The organism is Pseudoalteromonas citrea, assembly GCF_000238375.3.
Taxonomy (GTDB): domain Bacteria; phylum Pseudomonadota; class Gammaproteobacteria; order Enterobacterales; family Alteromonadaceae; genus Pseudoalteromonas; species Pseudoalteromonas citrea.
In genome coordinates this window covers 779,145-796,668 of record NZ_AHBZ03000014.1, presented here as the reverse complement: position 1 = coordinate 796,668, position 17,524 = coordinate 779,145, and the positions used below count along the sequence as shown (strand labels likewise).

General features: G+C 40.8%; 14 protein-coding genes. 10 read left to right on the top strand and 4 right to left on the bottom strand.

What is annotated here, in order from left to right; translation table 11 throughout:
• The first annotated feature begins 41 nt into the window (after positions 1 to 41).
• Complete coding sequence (locus PCIT_RS06850) at positions 42 to 521, top strand: winged helix-turn-helix transcriptional regulator (RefSeq protein WP_010363565.1); 480 nt, start codon at positions 42 to 44, stop codon at positions 519 to 521.
• A gap of 110 nt (positions 522 to 631) precedes the next feature.
• Here PCIT_RS06850 and PCIT_RS06845 read toward each other — a convergent pair whose 3' ends face one another.
• Positions 632 to 1,267, bottom strand: coding sequence for a TIGR04211 family SH3 domain-containing protein (locus PCIT_RS06845; protein WP_010363566.1), 636 nt, complete (start codon positions 1,265 to 1,267; stop codon positions 632 to 634).
• Positions 1,268 to 1,431: 164 nt separating this feature from the next.
• Between PCIT_RS06845 and PCIT_RS06840 the strand changes: the two genes are divergently transcribed.
• The 5 genes from PCIT_RS06840 (at position 1,432) to PCIT_RS06820 (ending at position 6,999) form a co-directional block, all read left to right on the top strand.
• Positions 1,432 to 2,952 (top strand): CYTH and CHAD domain-containing protein, encoded by a 1,521-nt coding sequence (locus PCIT_RS06840; RefSeq protein WP_010363567.1) that lies wholly within the window; start codon positions 1,432 to 1,434, stop codon positions 2,950 to 2,952.
• A gap of 5 nt (positions 2,953 to 2,957) precedes the next feature.
• Positions 2,958 to 3,605 (top strand): SRPBCC family protein, encoded by a 648-nt coding sequence (locus PCIT_RS06835; RefSeq protein ID WP_157592845.1) that lies wholly within the window; start codon positions 2,958 to 2,960, stop codon positions 3,603 to 3,605.
• A 73-nt stretch (positions 3,606 to 3,678) separates the two neighbouring features.
• Positions 3,679 to 4,524, top strand: a complete 846-nt coding sequence (locus PCIT_RS06830) for an HDOD domain-containing protein (RefSeq protein WP_010363569.1) — start codon at positions 3,679 to 3,681, stop codon at positions 4,522 to 4,524.
• 170 nt (positions 4,525 to 4,694) lie between these two features.
• Complete coding sequence (locus tag PCIT_RS06825; protein ID WP_010363570.1) at positions 4,695 to 5,705, top strand: hypothetical protein; 1,011 nt, start codon at positions 4,695 to 4,697, stop codon at positions 5,703 to 5,705.
• 181 nt (positions 5,706 to 5,886) lie between these two features.
• Positions 5,887 to 6,999, top strand: coding sequence for an RNA polymerase sigma factor (locus tag PCIT_RS06820; RefSeq protein ID WP_010363571.1), 1,113 nt, complete (start codon positions 5,887 to 5,889; stop codon positions 6,997 to 6,999).
• A 312-nt stretch (positions 7,000 to 7,311) separates the two neighbouring features.
• Here the strand turns inward: PCIT_RS06820 and PCIT_RS06815 are convergent, their stop codons facing one another.
• Positions 7,312 to 7,488: a hypothetical protein gene (locus PCIT_RS06815; protein ID WP_157592844.1), complete on the bottom strand. Its 177-nt coding sequence runs from the start codon at positions 7,486 to 7,488 to the stop codon at positions 7,312 to 7,314.
• A gap of 461 nt (positions 7,489 to 7,949) precedes the next feature.
• Between PCIT_RS06815 and PCIT_RS06810 the strand changes: the two genes are divergently transcribed.
• Positions 7,950 to 10,652 carry an Ig-like domain-containing protein gene (locus PCIT_RS06810; protein ID WP_010363572.1) on the top strand — a complete coding sequence of 901 codons (2,703 nt, stop codon included), beginning with the start codon at positions 7,950 to 7,952 and terminating at the stop codon, positions 10,650 to 10,652.
• 228 nt (positions 10,653 to 10,880) lie between these two features.
• On the opposite strand, the gene PCIT_RS06805 is transcribed toward PCIT_RS06810, so the two are convergent.
• On the bottom strand, positions 10,881 to 11,474 hold the full coding sequence (locus PCIT_RS06805) for a TetR/AcrR family transcriptional regulator (RefSeq protein WP_010363573.1): 594 nt from the start codon (positions 11,472 to 11,474) through the stop codon (positions 10,881 to 10,883).
• Between the two features lie 319 nt (positions 11,475 to 11,793).
• Between PCIT_RS06805 and PCIT_RS06800 the strand changes: the two genes are divergently transcribed.
• Both PCIT_RS06800 and PCIT_RS06795 read left to right on the top strand, forming a co-directional pair.
• Positions 11,794 to 12,882 (top strand): MBL fold metallo-hydrolase, encoded by a 1,089-nt coding sequence (locus PCIT_RS06800; RefSeq protein ID WP_040697629.1) that lies wholly within the window; start codon positions 11,794 to 11,796, stop codon positions 12,880 to 12,882.
• Positions 12,883 to 13,029: 147 nt separating this feature from the next.
• The gene (locus PCIT_RS06795) at positions 13,030 to 14,697 is read left to right on the top strand and encodes an alpha/beta fold hydrolase (RefSeq protein WP_010363576.1); all 1,668 of its coding nucleotides are present in this window, start codon (positions 13,030 to 13,032) and stop codon (positions 14,695 to 14,697) included.
• Between the two features lie 213 nt (positions 14,698 to 14,910).
• Here the strand turns inward: PCIT_RS06795 and PCIT_RS06790 are convergent, their stop codons facing one another.
• A complete protein-coding gene (locus tag PCIT_RS06790; RefSeq protein ID WP_010363577.1) occupies positions 14,911 to 16,200 on the bottom strand; it encodes a hypothetical protein in 1,290 nt (429 codons plus the stop codon).
• A gap of 413 nt (positions 16,201 to 16,613) precedes the next feature.
• On the opposite strand from PCIT_RS06790, the gene PCIT_RS06785 reads away from it, so the two are divergent.
• Positions 16,614 to 17,462 (top strand): AraC family transcriptional regulator, encoded by an 849-nt coding sequence (locus PCIT_RS06785; RefSeq protein WP_040697650.1) that lies wholly within the window; start codon positions 16,614 to 16,616, stop codon positions 17,460 to 17,462.
• Positions 17,463 to 17,524 lie beyond the last annotated feature (62 nt).

Below are 17,524 nucleotides of genomic sequence, written 5' to 3'. Positions count from 1 at the left end.
ATTAACGGGAGAATTAACTCAGAAACAGAATTAAATGCTGCATGACAACACCAATTAGAACTCGCGTATTAGACCGTATTGATTTAGCAATATTAGATGTATTGCAAAGAAATGGTCGAATATCGAATGTTAACTTGGCAAAAGAGGTTAACCTCAGTCCAAGCCCGTGTTTGGATAGAGTGAAAAAGCTCGAATCTGAAGGGTACATAGAAGGGTATTCCGCGCGTTTGAACTCTGCAAAGCTCGGCCAAGCATTGGTCGCACATGTAGAAATAACGTTAAAAAGTTCTACTGAGGCGGTATTCTCGGTATTTAGGGAGCATATTGTTAAAATACCGCAAGTCGTGAGCTGCGACATGGTTGCTGGTGGCTTTGATTACTTGGTTAAAATTCGGGTTGCCGATATGGCGCAATACCGAGAAGTGCTGGGTAAGATCGTAGAAACGCCAGGGGTGAGCACTAATCATACTTATATGGTAATTGAACATATAAAAATCGACAGTGGTCTAACCGTTTTATAAATCGGACGTATTAACAAGCGCTAAATTAAAAGTGTTTCGTCAAAAGTACGATAGGTCATACCAAACAATAAAGGCTGAATGTCTCAGCCTTTATTGTCGTATTTGTTAAGTTAAGCCCAACCGTCGTAACGTTTACGGCGAGATAAAAAGATCGTTAATATAATGCCTAAGAACAACCCTGCAAATGCAATCCCACCGCCATAGGCGAGGAGTTTGTGTTGTTCATCTTGCTTTTTCAGTGTGCTTTCTTGTTGTTGCGTTGCCAATTGTGACTGTAAATCAGCAATGCTATTTTGCAATAGGGTATTTTCGTTTTGCAGGTCGTCATTACTTTGCTGTAATTGTGGTAATTGACCTAAAGTATTGTCCAGTTCATTTTGTAAGGTAACGAGCATTTCATTGGCTGTATTAAGTTGTTGTTTTAACCCTGCTTGCTTAGAAATGAATTTTTCTTCTACCCAGACTTCGCGCGCTTTATCATCAATGATTTGAATATAACCATTTTGCGGTTGTGCGATTATACGGATCTGTGTCCCTGCATCAATTGATCCTAAAATGCGGTAGTTTTTCCCCGGACCTGAATGCGCGTATATGAAGAGGTTATCTACAATAAACCCTGAATCATCAGAGGCCTGTTCATCAGTATTTACTGTGGTTGTAGCCAGCTGTAATTGCTCAGTGTCTTGTGCTGCTGAAAAGTGTGACATGAGCGCAAATACACTGGGTAATATAATTCGTTTCAACATCCCTCGACCCAAGTTTTAATAATTTTTTCAAATAGTATGGATTTCGTTGAGCAATAGCAAGAGATAGCGAAAACTTCCTCGAACATACGGCAAAAAGATTGCAAACTGCAAGTGCTTTGTATATTTTGGGCGTTCGATAATTAGATAGGTAACAACTTGCCATAATGGACACTGAAATAGAACTAAAGTTTTTACTTTCAGACAATGAAGTTCCTCTTATTCCAGGACTCATCACTCAATTTGCAAAAACAGTCATTAATCAGCCTGCTCGGAATTTAAAAAACGCATATTACGACACCCCAAATAGAGAGTTACGTGCGCTTGATATTGGACTTAGAACGCGCTGCTGTGACAATGACTGTGAACAAACCATAAAACTGGCAGGTGAGGTAGTTGGTGGTTTGCATCAACGACCAGAATACAATCTTCCTATTCAATCAGTAAAACCTGATTTAATGGCGTTTGCGCCAGAAATATGGCCACACGCTATGCAAGTTAGTAGCATAAATGAAAATCTATTCCCGATCTTCAGTACGAATTTTATTCGCCGCACTTGGTTAATTGAAACTGAACAAGGCAGTAAAATTGAAGTGGTATTAGACAAGGGGGAAGTGGTTGCTCAAGGTAAAGTAGAGCCAATATCCGAGCTTGAGATCGAATTAGTTGAAGGCACAAGAGATGACTTGTTTCTTTTAGCTGATCACTTAATCAATATGTCTGGGTTGCGTTTGGGTTTATATTCCAAAGCTGCGCGTGGTTATCGTTTGGCGGATAGTACGCCTTTAAAGCCTAATAAGTTTATAGGCTTTGTGCCACTGCAACCAGGTGCGACGCAAGAGCAAGCATTAGTTGCGGCAGTTAACTATGGTATTCAGTTTGTGCAAAAGCATGAACAATGCTATTTCGACAAGCCAAGCTTGAAAACACTGAAGCGGGTTATCGACGGTATAACGCTTATACGCCATACATTTCGTTTGTTTGCTGATATTGTGGACAAAACCACGACTGAGCATTTACGTAGTGAATTTAAGTGGCTATTAGATGAAATGGTATGGGTTGAAAATGCTATTTATTTAAAAACATATACCTCAAAGCGTCATGCCTATTACAAGAAAATAAACAGTGCACCAGAGCTTGCACAAGTGATTGATGACTTAAAAGATGTGCAACCGACGGCAACAGACATTGAAGATTTATTTCATTGTCCTCGTTATAACCGCTTAATATTGACGCTTACCCGATGGTTAGTTGATAAAGAGTGGCGTCAGCACTGGGATCAAAAAGCATTGAATGCTGCAGAGCAACCTGTGTGTGATGTTGCTAGAGGTTTCTTTGACTCGGATTGGCAAAATTTAAAAGCGCAGCTTCCAGAGAATAAAGCTTTGACTAAGACCGATTATTTACGACTGCGTCATCAGCTTGAAAATACCTTACTGAGTGGTAATTGTTTAGGTCAGTTATACGACAAAGAAGAGCGCCAAGAATTTCGGATGCCATGGATTGACATTGTTTATGGTATTTATGAACTCGATACTTTGTCATATTTAATGCAACTTTGCCAAGGGCAAGACAGTGATAGTTTGCAAGATATTCAATCATGGTTAGAGAAAAAAGCAGACTTCTTAGTGAGTGCCATGGAACAGAGTCGGGATGCATCTATGAATGGGCTACCTTATTGGCGCTGATGGTTATGAAATCAATTATTGGGGGACTACTGGTAATAAGCGTGGTCCCTCAGGCACATAGCGAACCAGCATGGCACCTTTGGTACAGTCAAGATCGTTTAAGTATTAGCTATAAGTCAAATAAGGAAGGTTTAGTCTCAATTAAAGTCAGTTCTACCCACCGAAATAGCACCGTAAAAAACTTAATTAACCTACTTCATGATACAAAAAATGCTACACAATGGTTGAGTGGTAGTACACAAGTATCTGTACTCGCGAGTCCGTCAAGCTTTGAGCGTATTGTCTATACCTATTTTAGTGCGCCATGGCCTGTATCTGACAGAGATATGCTCACACATTCATGTTTTGCTCAACTATCTCCAACACATTATCAGTTGAAGATTAAAGATACTGAAGATATTAACGTACCAAGTAAAGCTATACGGATCACCCCAGTCACCGGCATATGGCAACTGCATCAGCGAGAAGATGATTTATATATTGAATATCGTGTATTTGCACAGCCTAATGGCGTACTACCTCATTGGCTGGTAAATAAACAAGCATTGAAGAATACGCTGAATACTTTTATCGAACTTGATAAGTTGTTGTTAAAGAGAAACTATGTGCAACAAAAAGTGGCAATTTCCATGGGAGATTGCACGTTATTTTAACGAGTATTCGCCGAGACAGTCTAGTATTGTTCGACTACACTCAATAAATATTTCTCTCTCGTAGTTAGGCATTATGATTGATATTGACGATAAAGTATTGAGTGATCTACGCTCAGGGTTTAGTCTCCCGGCCAAACCTGAGATATTACAAAAGCTACAAGTAGAGTTGAATCAGGAAGAGCCAGAACTAGGTGCTATAGCAAAGGTGATTTTAGAAGATGTGGCGACATCGGCTGCGGTGCTTAAAGTCATTAACTCCCCTGCTTATGGTATGTCACGTACTGTGACAGACATTAAACAAGCCGTGATGTTTTTAGGGGTTAACTGCATAACACAACTTGTTACTGGGCACTTGCTGAAAAGTGCTTTTAGTCAGAATGACTGTAGTATTTCATTAGAGCGTTTTTGGGACAATGCATCTGATATTTCGCAAATAGCGATGTTGATTGGCAGGCAAGTGAAGCCGACAATTCCGGTTGAAAATTTGCAATTAGTTGGGCTCTTTCATGATGCCGGTATCCCTGCTATGGCCATGAAGTATGACGATTATGCTGAGCTTTTAACGACAGCTACACAACGGCCAGAAAAAACCTTAGTTATGTATGAAGAACAAGCTTATCCAGCTAACCATACTATTGTGGGGTATTTTTTAGCAACTTCTTGGCATTTACCCAAACCTATTTGCCAGATGATTTTACGCCATCATGATCCTGAATATTTAAATGGAACCTTAGACCCTGTGACCAAGGCGACGTTTGCAGCATTGAAGTTGGCTGAAAATTTAGCATTTGAAGCCAAACATTTCCGTTCTTGTGCGGATTGGCATGCATTTAGAGACAATGTGATGATAGCGCTTGAGCTGAGCGATGATGAGTACACAGATATAAAAGAAGATGTTGAGGAGTTTTTCATTCATTAAACTTGATGTTTTTTCATGTTTGTTTTTTAACCAAGCGATTGCAGTTTTTTCGCTGGTGTATTAATTTTTTTGTTTAGTAAAAACATTATACATATTTATAGTGTGGGTGTGTTTACTAACGGAATTAAATAATAGCTTATACAACATGTAAAACTAATAAGGATAATTTAATGAAACATCAATTACACAAACTGGTGCCAGTATGCACTTTGATTGCGTTTTTTCATACTGGTCACACATTAGCAATGTCTGAATTACTTGACGAAAAAACCGCTTTGAATACTTTACTGCCAGCACCATCATGGGCTTTAAGTGTAAATTGTCACGACGATCCTCAAGCATTACAAAAGGCAATCTATAATAGTCGTTGGTCTGTACAGCGCAGTCAGTTTGCTATAGCGGGTGAGTGCTATGGGCCTATTATCATTGATAAACGAGATATCGAAGTGAGTAATGATGCGCCATACAGTGGGTCTATTACATTAAATCCAAGTCATATCAGTTCTGAATTAAGCACCACGGAAGTTGTAAAAATATCAAATAGTACGGTCGCGCTGACTAATATTGCTATTAAGATGAACGATATTCCACGTGCGGTAACGGTAACAAAAAACAGTGTAGTCACTCTGAATAATATCAGTGGTAGTGTAAAACCAACGGCTGAAAAAGTGACTTACCCTTTTGTAGTTACAGATAACAGTACGACGTATGTTAGTAATAGTACAGGTGCAGGTTTTGAAGTTTCAGGCAGCTCAGTAATGCAATTTGATAGTGAGAATAACGGCCATTTTCTCAATGTACTTGATACCTCGGTAGCGCGTTCTGTATCCCAAAATCAATTCGAGTCTGTTCAGGTTTCAGGTAATACTTACTTTCTGGGAGATAATAAAACCCATATAGAGTCTCTAATGGTATGGAGCAAAGCTTCGGCAGAGGTTAACCGTGAAAGCTCTGTTGCCCAATTGCAGATGGGAGGGCAAACGCTGTTTGCTGCCTATCGTAATTCATCTATTTCGGGGCCATATTCTTTATATGGTAATGTGGTGTTTGAACTAGAGCATTCCTCAGCCAGCAACTGGGTTAGCGTCGATAAACCACAGTCTATTTTGCTTGGAAATAATGCCATCGTTAATGGTACTTTATATCCATCCTGGTCATGGGCAGGTCAAGACGGTAATTAGCCGTAGGCTTTGAAGTGTATAAACCCTAGCTGGTGCTAGAGTTGGTTAGGGTTTAATGAAGTGTTTAGCATTGCAATCTCTACTTCCATAAAATATAAATTAACAACAATAAGTGTTTAATAGTCACACTGCGTGCTTGGGTTGTGTCTTATAAGTACGCTTAATTTAATGAGAGAAAAACATGACTAGCACGCTCACTGAAACTGAATTGAAAACCCAAGTACGACTGGCACAAACGGGCAATGTGGATGCTTTTACATCTTTAGTAAAGCATTCAAGCAATGTCGTCGAGTGTATTGCCTTAGGAGTTGTCCGCGATATTGATGCCGCTAAAGATATAGTCCAAAAGGTATATATAAAAGTATGGACGGATATAAAGCAACTTAAGGAAGCGAGCAGCTTTTTACCTTGGGTGCGACAAATCACCCGTTATACGGCAATGAATAGTTTGCGTCGTAATACTGTAAACGCTGATATAGATACAGAGTCTGCCGAAAGGTTGCTGGCAAAGTTAGCTTGCGAAGGCAGTGATTTAGAAACTACGCTGCAACAGGCTGAACAAAGCCAACTCATCGCACATTTGATTGAGCAACTCCCAGACGAGTCTCGAGAGATCACGCTACTGTACTATAGAGAAGAACAAAGTTGTGAAGCTGTAGCACATTTACTCGACCTAGCACCAGCCACAGTTAGAAAGCGCTTACAGAGAGTCCGAGAAAAAATTAAGTCACAAATATTAAATGACTATGGCCGTGTTATTCTCGCTAATGCGCCAATAGAGCTGGCGAGTCTTGTCACTATAAGCATATCATCAACCCCAGTTGCCGCGTCGATTGGTGCAGTTGCTGCGCCAACACCTTGGTACAGTAAGTTGTTCATGATGTTAGGTGGGGCTGGTATTGGCGGGGTTATGGCTATGTTTGCTATCTGGTGGAGTAGCCGCTTAATTTCAAATAAGTTAGATAATGAACGCGATAGGCAAGTAGTAACACAAATAAGAAATCATAATTTTATAGCGGTTGGTATCGGGGCTGGCGTCATGAGCCTAGGTTACGGGCTGACACAAGGTTGGCTAATTCCTGTCTTGGGTTTTATGGTCATCGTGGGTTGGCTAGTTTGGAGCACACTGCATCTTAACAAGATTACCCACAAGCTGTGTGCGGGTGCCACTAAAATCCAGCAAAGAGTGCAGTATATTGGAGGGTTATTAGGCCTTATTTTTGGGGCTATAGGAGGCGGTGCAGGACTGTATTTTGGTCTTGAAAACAGTGGCCGCTTAGCTTATTTAATGTAAAAGAATGCTATGTGGTAGCAGGCTGGATAGTGTTATGGCGTTGGGTTAACTTTCAGAACAAATTAACGATAGTGAGAGATAAGGCGCATTAACCAAGTTGATAGTTTTGTTTTTATAGGCGCTGATAATAAACGCCTAAGACTTTAAATTTGAATACATAAATATAGAGCATTCTAGAAATAAAACGCGCTAGATATAAAATAACATGAGCACGTAGTATAGTTATCACTGATAGCATGTGCTCATTGTTTCAATATTTATAAGCGCTTACTTCTTATGCGTTACTGATTAAGATACGCTTAACTGGCTAAGTTACTCACAGCTACTGGCCACTTTAATGTCTAAAAATACTTCATCGAAATAGCTATCATTGTCTGTTCCGCCATGACGAGTCCCCGTTAAATGTATGACTGCGTAACTGGTGGTTTCAGGCACTAACGCTTTATTTGATTGTAAAGTCCAAGACGACCTCAGTGACCCTCTGTTCATAATATTAACTTGGTTATTAAAAGAGCATAACCACGTTTATAAATAAATATGACAATCTGGGATAGTCCAGATTGAAGTGATTTTACAGTTATTTTACATATCCATATGGCTTTAAAGTGAGAGTTACAAACGGGCTGCAATATAATGTGGGTTTTGTGTGAGCTACGAGTCGTTTAAGTGTAATTGAATCGGTCACTTGATACTTTTTATTTGATAAAAGGAGCGCATTATTTTAGCGACTGGTTGCTTTTTTGGGCGGGTTAGGTGTGCGGTATTTATTATCTGAGATCAGAGCGCGCTTTGAATTTTTGTTGAGTTTATTGAAACAAAGTTAGCAGTTGATTATAATTTCGCGCTCTTACCTCAGGTAACATACATGACTAACAGACTACAGACTTTACTGAGTTGTAGTTTAGGAAATACCTGATTGGATGCAATGATGATAAACACATGGAAAACTCATGAGTATATACAAAAGTATTTCTTTAATAATGAGAAATACGTTCTTAATAACCTCACTATTTTTAATCGCGTTTGCGGGCAATGCACAAGAAAAAGCGGCTTCATTAATACTAAAAGAGGCTTTTGGTTCAGATCCTTACCATAAAATGGCTTACCACGATGGTGTGTTGCTCGTATCTGGGCTTACAGACGCAAGAAGCGACGATACAAGTGGCAATATTGATGTGTTGCGGTATAGCGACAAAGGGTTTGACCTTATTAGCCAAACGCCATTAATTAGCAGCCTAAGAGATAACTCTCTCTATTGGAGTATTCTCGACTTAAGTTATGTTAATGGATATTGGATGATACTTGCTGTAAATAACTTTGGTATTCATCTCGTCTCTGCATCATTGACGAATGAAAAGCTGACCATTGTTAATGAGTTAAGAGTTCATGGTGCTAATAGAAAGGCTCAGCTTGTTTCCGGTAACCAAGGTAATTTGTATGTTGTGAGTAGTAAGTGGGCTTCAGTGGAGCCGGAGAACCCGAGAGATGGATTGTCAGTAGTCCACTTTAATATTGAAGATAATGGCGCAATAAAACACAACAGCGTAGTCAATTTTGGTATTAGACCCAATAAACCATATGACTCTTATAGCGTCTCTTACGACAATCACGCCTTATACCTTACAAGTAATCAATATGGCACACCTGCAGGGCTATATAAGCTGCCGTTGGCAGATGATGGCTCACCGCAAGCGGCCGTCGAGCTGACACTTAAAAATGCAAAGTCGACGTATCACCTTTCTAAAATGTCTGGAGATTTGTGGTTATTATCATATGAAAATTGGGGTTTTCAGGTAGCACAACTAAAAGGCGATGCGTTACAAGTTATCTTTGAACATGAAAGTAACTCTTGGTACAGCGCCCTTGAAGTAAAAGGTAACTTAATTTTTGGTTTAGACACTTTTGGAGAAATGGATGCTTTTCAAATAGGTCGTGACAAAACGATTTCGCATAGGTTCACATCAAGAGTATTAGATTCTGGATTCAACCGTGATATGCTCATTGTTGATGATACATTATTTATTACACAGGGCTTGGAAGGCATTTCTTCTTTAAAAATTGAAGATAACACAACGCTAACCAATTTACACAGTTTCTCTCAATCGGGTGTTATTGAGGACATTGCTATGCAGGGCAATGAGCTTGCGGTAGCCGCCTTTAATAGTAATTTGTATTTTTGGGGCATGGGCGATACCGACCCTGCGTCGCTTAATGCAACGTACCATGGTGGGTATAGCCTACAAGGCGTTGTATGGGAGGGGGATGAAATTGTTATTAATAATAGTGCTCACTTAGAGTCTCACTTGGTTGAAAATTTAAAAAACAATATCAACGTCGGCACACGTCATGGCAGCATGGGTGATCAGGGCACCGGTGGCAGCGATGGCGATGGCCAGATTATCAAACTTAAAAATGGCTATGCAGTTACTGTATTCGGTCTGGTTAGCTTTATTGATGAGTCAAAAAATATAATGTCGACCATAGAAACAGAGTTAATAAGCGTTTTTTACACTCAGGAAATGGTCGCGTATGAGCACTTGTTATTTATATCTATGGGATTGCCTAGAGAGGTGATTGTGTATGATACGTCTGATTTATCAAACGTAACTGAGCTCACCCGCATTGCGCCCAGAGGTAAAATATATGGCAATGTTGCTGTTAAAGATAATTATCTTTATATTCCAGTAGCTCTTGAGAATGGGCGGTTTGCAATCACGCCTTATAACATAAGTAACCCGGCTGAGCCCGTGGAATTACCAAGTGTTGAAGTGGGTCGCAGTTCAGATGCTGCCACATTACACATTGATGGCAATTACTTGATAGCAATCGGCTCTCAAGGGGCTTTACTCGATATTTCGGTACCTGAAAAGCCAGCGCTGGTTGATGAGAATTTTGATATCAGTACCAATGGTATTGGCGCCGGTTTTGAGAATGATTTGTTTACTGTAACTATAAATAGCGCAGGGCGTTTACAACGCTCTCAAATAAACTTCGCGCCAAAGCAAGGTGATTTGACGCTGAATTTAGATGAAGATGGTCAAACGATGACTGCCCTTTCGCCATCAGATAATGAAAACGATAGTGTCACGTTTAGTATTCTTGATGAGCCAACAAAGGGTACTGTTACAATTCAAGACAATACTACGCTAAGTTATATAGGAGCAGGTAACGCCAATGGTACCGATACCGCAAAGCTATTGGTAACGGATGCTCACGGTGGCGCGAGTGAATTTAACTTAACAATCAATATAAAGCCCATCAATGATGCACCTTTATTTAATGACCAACCTGTCACTCTGTTAGTTGGATTAGGCCAAACTAAGCGTGTTGCACTTGATGTGACAGATGTCGATGGTGATAAGTTAACCTTTGAAATTACCGATCAAGCTACGCTAGGTAGTGCTGATGTTGATAGCCAAGGTGTTGTAACATATGCTCCTAACACCAGCACCGCAGGTACAGATAGCTTTGTTGTGATGGTATCTGATGCAGTAGGGGTGACGGCAAGTAAAAAAGTCAATGTGACTATTTCCACTCAGCCAGTTTCAACGGATGCGACGGGTAGCAGTAATGACAGTAGCGGCGGCACGGTAAGCTGGTTTTATTTAGTTGGATTGTTGCTCGTTGGTATGCAACGACGCTATACACTTTAATTTAATGTTGAGTAGTAATTCAGGCTTAAAGCCGAGGTCTGAATTACGCTTTTATTTTGGCTTGCCACTGACTTTGCTGGCAGGCCAATCAATGCCTTTTTTGACACTATTGTCAAAAAATAAAATCGAGCCTAGCTTATTATTTTACTATATTACGTTATTAATGGTTAATTGAACTCATTAAAAAGCAAGTTGTTAGAGGCTAAAGCTAGCGCTTACTTGTTATTTTTAAGGCTTATACCGTGCTACGAACATAATCACCGTTTCTTCAATTGCTCGGTTCATTGCTATGTCACTGACCGCTTCAAAGCCATAAAGTAGTGGATAAAAAGTGAATGACTTTAATTGATACACAAACTGCTTTGCTGCGTAGTCAGCATCTGTGATTTTGAGTGCTCCAGCGGCAGAGGCTTGCATTAAAAACTCACTAAAATATGTCATGCAGCCGATAGAATTAGCTGAGAGTGATTTGGCCAGTTCAGGCTGTTGCAGCATTTGCATAAAGGCAATTTTACCGATTTTTAAAAATTCGCTTGAAGTAAGTAAGGCCACTTCTTGCGTGGCAATGTCGGTTAATTGGGCTTGTATCGGACGAGCACTGTCAAATTCTATGGCACTGACATTGGCGACCTTTTCGAGCATGCGGTCTAAAATCGCATGAAACAGTACCTCTTTTGAGGCAAAATGATTATAGACGGTGCGCTTAGATACCCCAGCATGACTCGACACCGTATCCATACTGGTTTGGTCTAGTCCGTATTGATAAAATAAATCTTGTGCCGCATCTAATATTTGTAATCGTTTTTTGTCTGATAGTTTCATGTACTTAACCTCAGGTTTGGATAAGGGTTTTGGAATAGAAGATGTTTTGTAAACAAACTTACGTACAATCCAATGATGATATTTTGTTCAATATCAAGGCGCTTTTATGCATTAATAGCGGGCTATTACAAATGAAAGCAACGCCGAGAGTGAGAAAAATAGCTTTATTGGGCAAATTCGCTTATCCAGAGTTGAGGTTACTTACCTTAACTCTATTGTCAGATATTTTATCAAGCCACTAAAAAAGTGCACTAATTAGTTTACTTTTATTTACTTTAGTGAAAAACTACACAGTATAGTTTACTTTTGGTGTGGTGATATGAGAGTGTTGTGGATTGGACTGAGCATAATAATATGTGCCGTGATAGGAGGGTATAGTGTGAATAGTAATTTGGTCGCGAATGTTGAAGTCGCGCGCGCATCGTCTCAGTACGATGGTAAACGGTTTAATAATTTAGTGGCCATTGAACCACAATCAATCGGTAAAACCCTCGGGATCGTAAAGCGCTATATCACTGAAAATAGAGTCGATACTGAACCGACAAGTCGCCTCCCTATGGCAACGATTACAGCGGATTCGTTGGCAGCGCTCAGTAACGATAAAGTACATATTATCAAACTTGGTCATTCTTCGATTTTACTGAAGGTGAAAGGTGAATACTGGTTATTAGATCCGGTATTTTCAGAGCGAGCGTCACCTTTTAGTTTTTTGGGGCCAAAGCGCTTTCAACCAGCGCCGATATCCATAGACGCATTACCGAGTATAGATAAGGTTATTATTTCGCATAATCATTATGATCACTTAGATAAGGCGGCGGTTCGCGCGCTGGCACATAAAACCGCTCAGTTTTTGGTACCGTTAGGGGTAGAAGGTGACTTAGCTGCATGGGGTATTGATAAGCAAAAAATTACGTCGTTTGACTGGTGGCAAGAGCTAAAGACTGAAGATGCGTTAGTGGCATTCACGCCAACGCAGCATTTTTCAGGACGCGGCCTAAGCGATGCCAATACCACGCTATGGGGCTCGTGGGTGATTAAAACGAACGATGAAAGCCTCTATTTTAGCGGAGATTCTGGATATTTTTCAGGGTTTAAAACCATCGGTGATAAATATGGGCCGTTTGATTATACCCTCATAGAAACCGGTGCTTATGATAAAGATTGGGCCGATGTACATATGACTCCAGAGCAATCAGTGCAGGCGCACATTGATTTACAAGGAAAGGTAATGATCCCCATTCACAATGGTACCTTCGACTTGGCATTTCACACTTGGTACGAGCCATTAGAGCGAGCGCTGAGTGCCGCGGACAAACAGTCAGTTGTGCTAAATACACCGATTATAGGTGCGGTGATCACCGTAGGGGGTTGTGAACAGCAAGGCACTCGCTGGTGGCGAACTTTGTAGGCATGTTACACAATAAAAGGCAGTTGCCCAAGCACAAGAGTTATCGGAAAGTTTGCAACTTCAGTATGTCCGACTAAAGTAAATTAATTGTAACTGGTGGTGTTTTTGCACTAGTTGCGATTAATTGACAACAGTTAAGGACACATAATGAAAGTAATGATTCGTATATTTACGGTTTTGTGGGTAGCTCAATTTAGTACGTTGCTTATAAGCCACCATGCTACTGCGGCGTCACATTTGCCAATACTTGATTGGTTGAGTAAGCCGCAGCAGTTACTCCTTCCCCGTTCAGAACACTTTACCATTGATGATTCTATTGAGATCACAACAGAAGATGGGTTAAACCTCAAAGCAAATATATTTGTACCGACGCAAATAGATGAAAAAGCCCCTGCGGTGATCTTTATTAATAGCTGGGCTCTTAATGAATATCAGTATATTAAGCAAGCCGCTTATTTGGCTGAACGTGGATATATTGTACTGAGCTATGCAACGCGAGGTTTTGGAGGCTCTGAAGGGGTAGTTGATACTGCAGGGCCCAACGACATTGCTGATTACAGCAAGGCAATAGACTTTCTTATTGATAATTACCCCGTAGATGAAAATGCGATTGGCACGGGCGGTATATCGTATGGCTCAGGTATTAGTTTAATTGGGGCGGCACAAGACAGCCGAGTAAAAGCTGTCGCTGCATTAAGTAGTTGGGGCAGCCTCGTTGATTCGTTATATGGTAATCAATCACCTAGATTAGCTTGGGGCGAGATTTTAACATTATCGGGCCAGTTAACCGGTAATCTTGATGTGAATGTGCCACGTTACTGGGAGGCAATAAAGTCTCATGATGAAAGTACATTACCGGAGGTTATTGACTGGGCATTAGTGCGCTCTCCTTCTGAATATATTGATAAGTTAAATGCCAATGGCACAGCCATTTATTTAGCGAAAAGCTATGGTGATAATTTATTTCAGCCAAATAGTTTAGTGACTCTTTTTGAGCAGTTAACTACCCCGAAATACATCGATTTGCTACCGGGAACCCATGGTACAGCGGAGGTTTTACCTGATCTATTGGGTATCGGCGAGAATCTTGTATGGGAAAACGTATACCACTGGTTTGACCTACATTTAAAACAACAGCCAAGTAAGCTACCCAGTAATAAGCCCATTAATATGAAGGTTAAGTTTAGCGATAGTACCGATCAATTTACTTCATTGTCAGACACCGTCATTGCAACGCAGCGTTATTTTTTACATCCACGAACTTGGTTTGATAATGGAGATTTAGAAGCTACGCCCTATAGTGCGTCAAGAAGCAGAGACAATACTCTAAATGCATGGGCGGGCACGTTGTTTACCACCAGCATTCCGGTGCTCTCGCAATTATTAGAGCAATTGGAGATCCCCGTTTATAGTCATATATACGCGGCGTCAGACATTCGTGGTATTTACTATCAATCGCCAAAAGCTGTGACCAAGATGAAAATAAGAGGTAATCCCACATTGAGTTTATATGTGCAGCCGCATGCTGAGCAGGCTCAGATAGTGGCTTACTTATATGATATGAATGTACTTGGCACGGCAAAGCTTATCACTCACGGCGTATATACACTTCCTAAAGCTGAGGCGGGTGAAGTTGTTAAACTTGAGTTTGAAATGGCAACAACCGCATATGATGTTCCTAGAGGTCATCGAGTTGTACTAGCTCTTGATACGCAAGACCCACAATATAAAAAGCCAAATCGAGGGGCTTATTACATCGATATTGAATACGGTAATGGCAGAGAGTCTGAGCTAACAATTCCTTTTACACGATAATAGCGTCGCAATGGGGTTCGCTGGCTTAATAAATTACACGCTGTACAAAAGGAGGGCGCTTTTGTTGTGTGATTTATAGGGGGCGTTATAACATTAAATCATGTGACTGCTTTGTAAGCATTGAATGCCTTTTATACCGCAGTCACATGTGTTTTTGAGCTTGGGTTAGGTTACACCCAGCGTCAGTGAATTATTCATGATTTTCTCAATGACTTACGGGATTTGCCAATCAGCAGGTGGTTTTTTCCACATGAGTGACTTCCAGCGCCAGTTATAGGGCATTTTTATATAAGCGTCGTATGCGTCTTCATAACCGCGCTGCGTTTCAATATTATATAAACATTGGCGGCGCTCTTCGGTGAGTTGCGCTACGCGTTCGAGCTGATCTGTGGTACCCACTTTTAATTCAGTCATACAGGCGTGTTGTGTTTTTCCTATTCCGGTATCAGTGGGAGCTAACACATAGGTGTGATCACGATGTTGTTGGTTTTGATACCAAGTGAGCATGGCTTGGGTGTCGAACGACAACCAATTATCAACCAATAGTTGTGCCTCTGTGCGGGCATAGCTTTGGCGTTGTGTAACCTCTACTGCCATTGTGCGAATAAAAGCGGCCCATAGATCTTTACTTGCTTCTAATGCGACTAAAGCGACTGGCTTCATATTACTGGCTTTATAAGAAGACCAGCCGAGCTGCTTACGGGTGTGCTTTTTCCAAATAACGTCACCGCTATCAAAGTTCACAATATCAGCGGTATCATGCGTATGTTGTTCAGCTCCTTGCGAGCACAAATAGGCTTTAACCTGCCAAATTTTTTCGTAATTGTCTTGAGCTAACCGGACAGTATGCTCTGGACTAAATGAGTCTTGAAAAAGGTGGACTGCTCGGCCGAACAAAAAGTAGTTATGGTCAACATCAGTCTTTACTGAGTAACCTCCACCGTCCCATACTTCAATGTTTTTCTCGTCCGCCATTGCAGCGTTGACAAAGTGACTAATAAAGCGAGTTTGTGCACGGTGAGCTGCGTTGACCCCACCTTGACCACCGACATCATCATAGCGACGCATAAAGTGATCTTGTTGTAGTTGTGCAGGTTCTTGCGATACTGCGTTAAAGCAATTTGGGCCGGTGGGATCTGCACTGGCACTTGTGACATTGAACCCTGCAATATCAACCCATCGTTCACCAATAATAGCCGAGTATATATCATAGTATTTGGGCTGGTACTTCCTATTATTATTAGGTGTAGCCTTAATGCTACTGACCTCGCTTGATGCGTTGGTGATGTGCACATTTTTAGCTAACCCAAATTGCCAATATTGGCGAGGGTCCTCTAAGTCTGGTTCAATAATATGCTCTTCATTAAGTACTTCTAATGCCGCTGTGCGGGTTAACCACTCATGACCCATGGGCATAGCGCCGCCACCCCCTAACTGAGTAAATGCACTACCCGTGGTTGAAGTGAGTAATAAAACGCATGCGCTAAGTTTTGTAATTTTCATAGTATTCCTTGAAAGAGTCCAGCATGTTTACGCTGGAAATGGTTTTGTTGTCACATAAAACTGTTAGGTAAGTTAATTTGTTTGGTTTTATTTTACAAGTTGATTACATTTTAGTGGGTTTTTAATGCTTTTTATTATTGTGGAGTGACTAACTTTTTTGAGTGTGAAATATCATTGAGCAATCAGAGAAAGCATAAAAAAGCATCAAAGCACAAACGGCACTTTAGCTACTTAAGCAGAATAAGCTGCAATTAGAAGCACCGATGCGTTTGCCAAAGCTAAGAGATAGTTATACGGTGCATAAAATGATGCGCATTTTGTACAAAACTTATCGTACGTTTTTCGATAGAGTAGGAAGCCTCGTGCAGGCAGCTGTATGGCCTATCAATTTCAAAGGGGATGTTAAACTCATTATGAGCAAAAAAACTGAAATTGCGGAGTTTGCCTATGCTTCAGAATTAGGAGGCGTTGAGTTACTTAACGCAAATTACACTAAACAAACCTTCTCTCGACATAGTCATGAAGGGTATACGATAGGTGTCATTGAATCGGGTGCCCAGCGTTTTTATCGCACCGGTGGAAATCATATTGCCCCCCAGCACAGCATTATACTTGTGAATGCCGATGAGGTGCACAATGGATGTTCAGCGACCGAGTTAGGATGGGCATATCGAGCTATGTATCCAACTCCTGAAGTATTTGAAGGCATTAGTAGTGAACTTGGAGTAACGAATGGCGCGCCTTACTTCTCTGATGCGGTGGTGCATGATCCACAGTTAGCAGATTTATTGAGGGAGATGTTTACGACGTTAGATAAATCAGATAACCGTCTTGTCAGGGAGTCTCTACTTTACTCCTCATTGATTAAATTGGTTGCCCGCCATAGTAAATCTAGTAAAAAAAGTGCGCTGCAGAGCAAGCGAAAAGTATCGCTGTTATTGGTCAAGCAATTTTTGGATGAACACCCTGAGTCTGATATTTCCTTGCAAGCACTTTCAGTATTAGCGGGCATTAGCGCATGTCATTTATTACGTGAGTTTCAAAAGCAGTTTGGTTTACCACCACATACTTATCAAATTCAAGCGCGATTGCGGCGTGCTAAAGGGTTGTTGCGTCAAGGCAATAATCAGCTTGATGTCGCGCTTACATGTGGCTTTCATGATCAAAGCCATTTTCATCGTCACTTTAAACGTATGATGGGGGTGGCACCTGGGCAGTATGCTAAAGCCGTGACTAGCAATAACGTACAAGTTATTTATTAGCGCATAGGGTAGGGTATTTCTATCATTTAATGAGGTAAATAGTGATGAAAATGCTTGGTTTT

Excerpts from the sequence above, each read along its gene's own strand:
- PCIT_RS06850 (WP_010363565.1), top strand. The coding sequence starts at position 42 with ATGACAACACCAATTAGAACTCGCGTATTAGACCGTATTGATTTAGCA.
- PCIT_RS06845 (WP_010363566.1), bottom strand. The coding sequence starts at position 1,267 with ATGTTGAAACGAATTATATTACCCAGTGTATTTGCGCTCATGTCACAC.
- PCIT_RS06840 (WP_010363567.1), top strand. The coding sequence starts at position 1,432 with ATGGACACTGAAATAGAACTAAAGTTTTTACTTTCAGACAATGAAGTT.
- PCIT_RS06835 (WP_157592845.1), top strand. The coding sequence starts at position 2,958 with ATGAAATCAATTATTGGGGGACTACTGGTAATAAGCGTGGTCCCTCAG.
- PCIT_RS06830 (WP_010363569.1), top strand. The coding sequence starts at position 3,679 with ATGATTGATATTGACGATAAAGTATTGAGTGATCTACGCTCAGGGTTT.
- PCIT_RS06825 (WP_010363570.1), top strand. The coding sequence starts at position 4,695 with ATGAAACATCAATTACACAAACTGGTGCCAGTATGCACTTTGATTGCG.
- PCIT_RS06820 (WP_010363571.1), top strand. The coding sequence starts at position 5,887 with ATGACTAGCACGCTCACTGAAACTGAATTGAAAACCCAAGTACGACTG.
- PCIT_RS06815 (WP_157592844.1), bottom strand. The coding sequence starts at position 7,488 with ATGAACAGAGGGTCACTGAGGTCGTCTTGGACTTTACAATCAAATAAA.
- PCIT_RS06810 (WP_010363572.1), top strand. The coding sequence starts at position 7,950 with ATGAGTATATACAAAAGTATTTCTTTAATAATGAGAAATACGTTCTTA.
- PCIT_RS06805 (WP_010363573.1), bottom strand. The coding sequence starts at position 11,474 with ATGAAACTATCAGACAAAAAACGATTACAAATATTAGATGCGGCACAA.
- PCIT_RS06800 (WP_040697629.1), top strand. The coding sequence starts at position 11,794 with ATGAGAGTGTTGTGGATTGGACTGAGCATAATAATATGTGCCGTGATA.
- PCIT_RS06795 (WP_010363576.1), top strand. The coding sequence starts at position 13,030 with ATGAAAGTAATGATTCGTATATTTACGGTTTTGTGGGTAGCTCAATTT.
- PCIT_RS06790 (WP_010363577.1), bottom strand. The coding sequence starts at position 16,200 with ATGAAAATTACAAAACTTAGCGCATGCGTTTTATTACTCACTTCAACC.
- PCIT_RS06785 (WP_040697650.1), top strand. The coding sequence starts at position 16,614 with ATGAGCAAAAAAACTGAAATTGCGGAGTTTGCCTATGCTTCAGAATTA.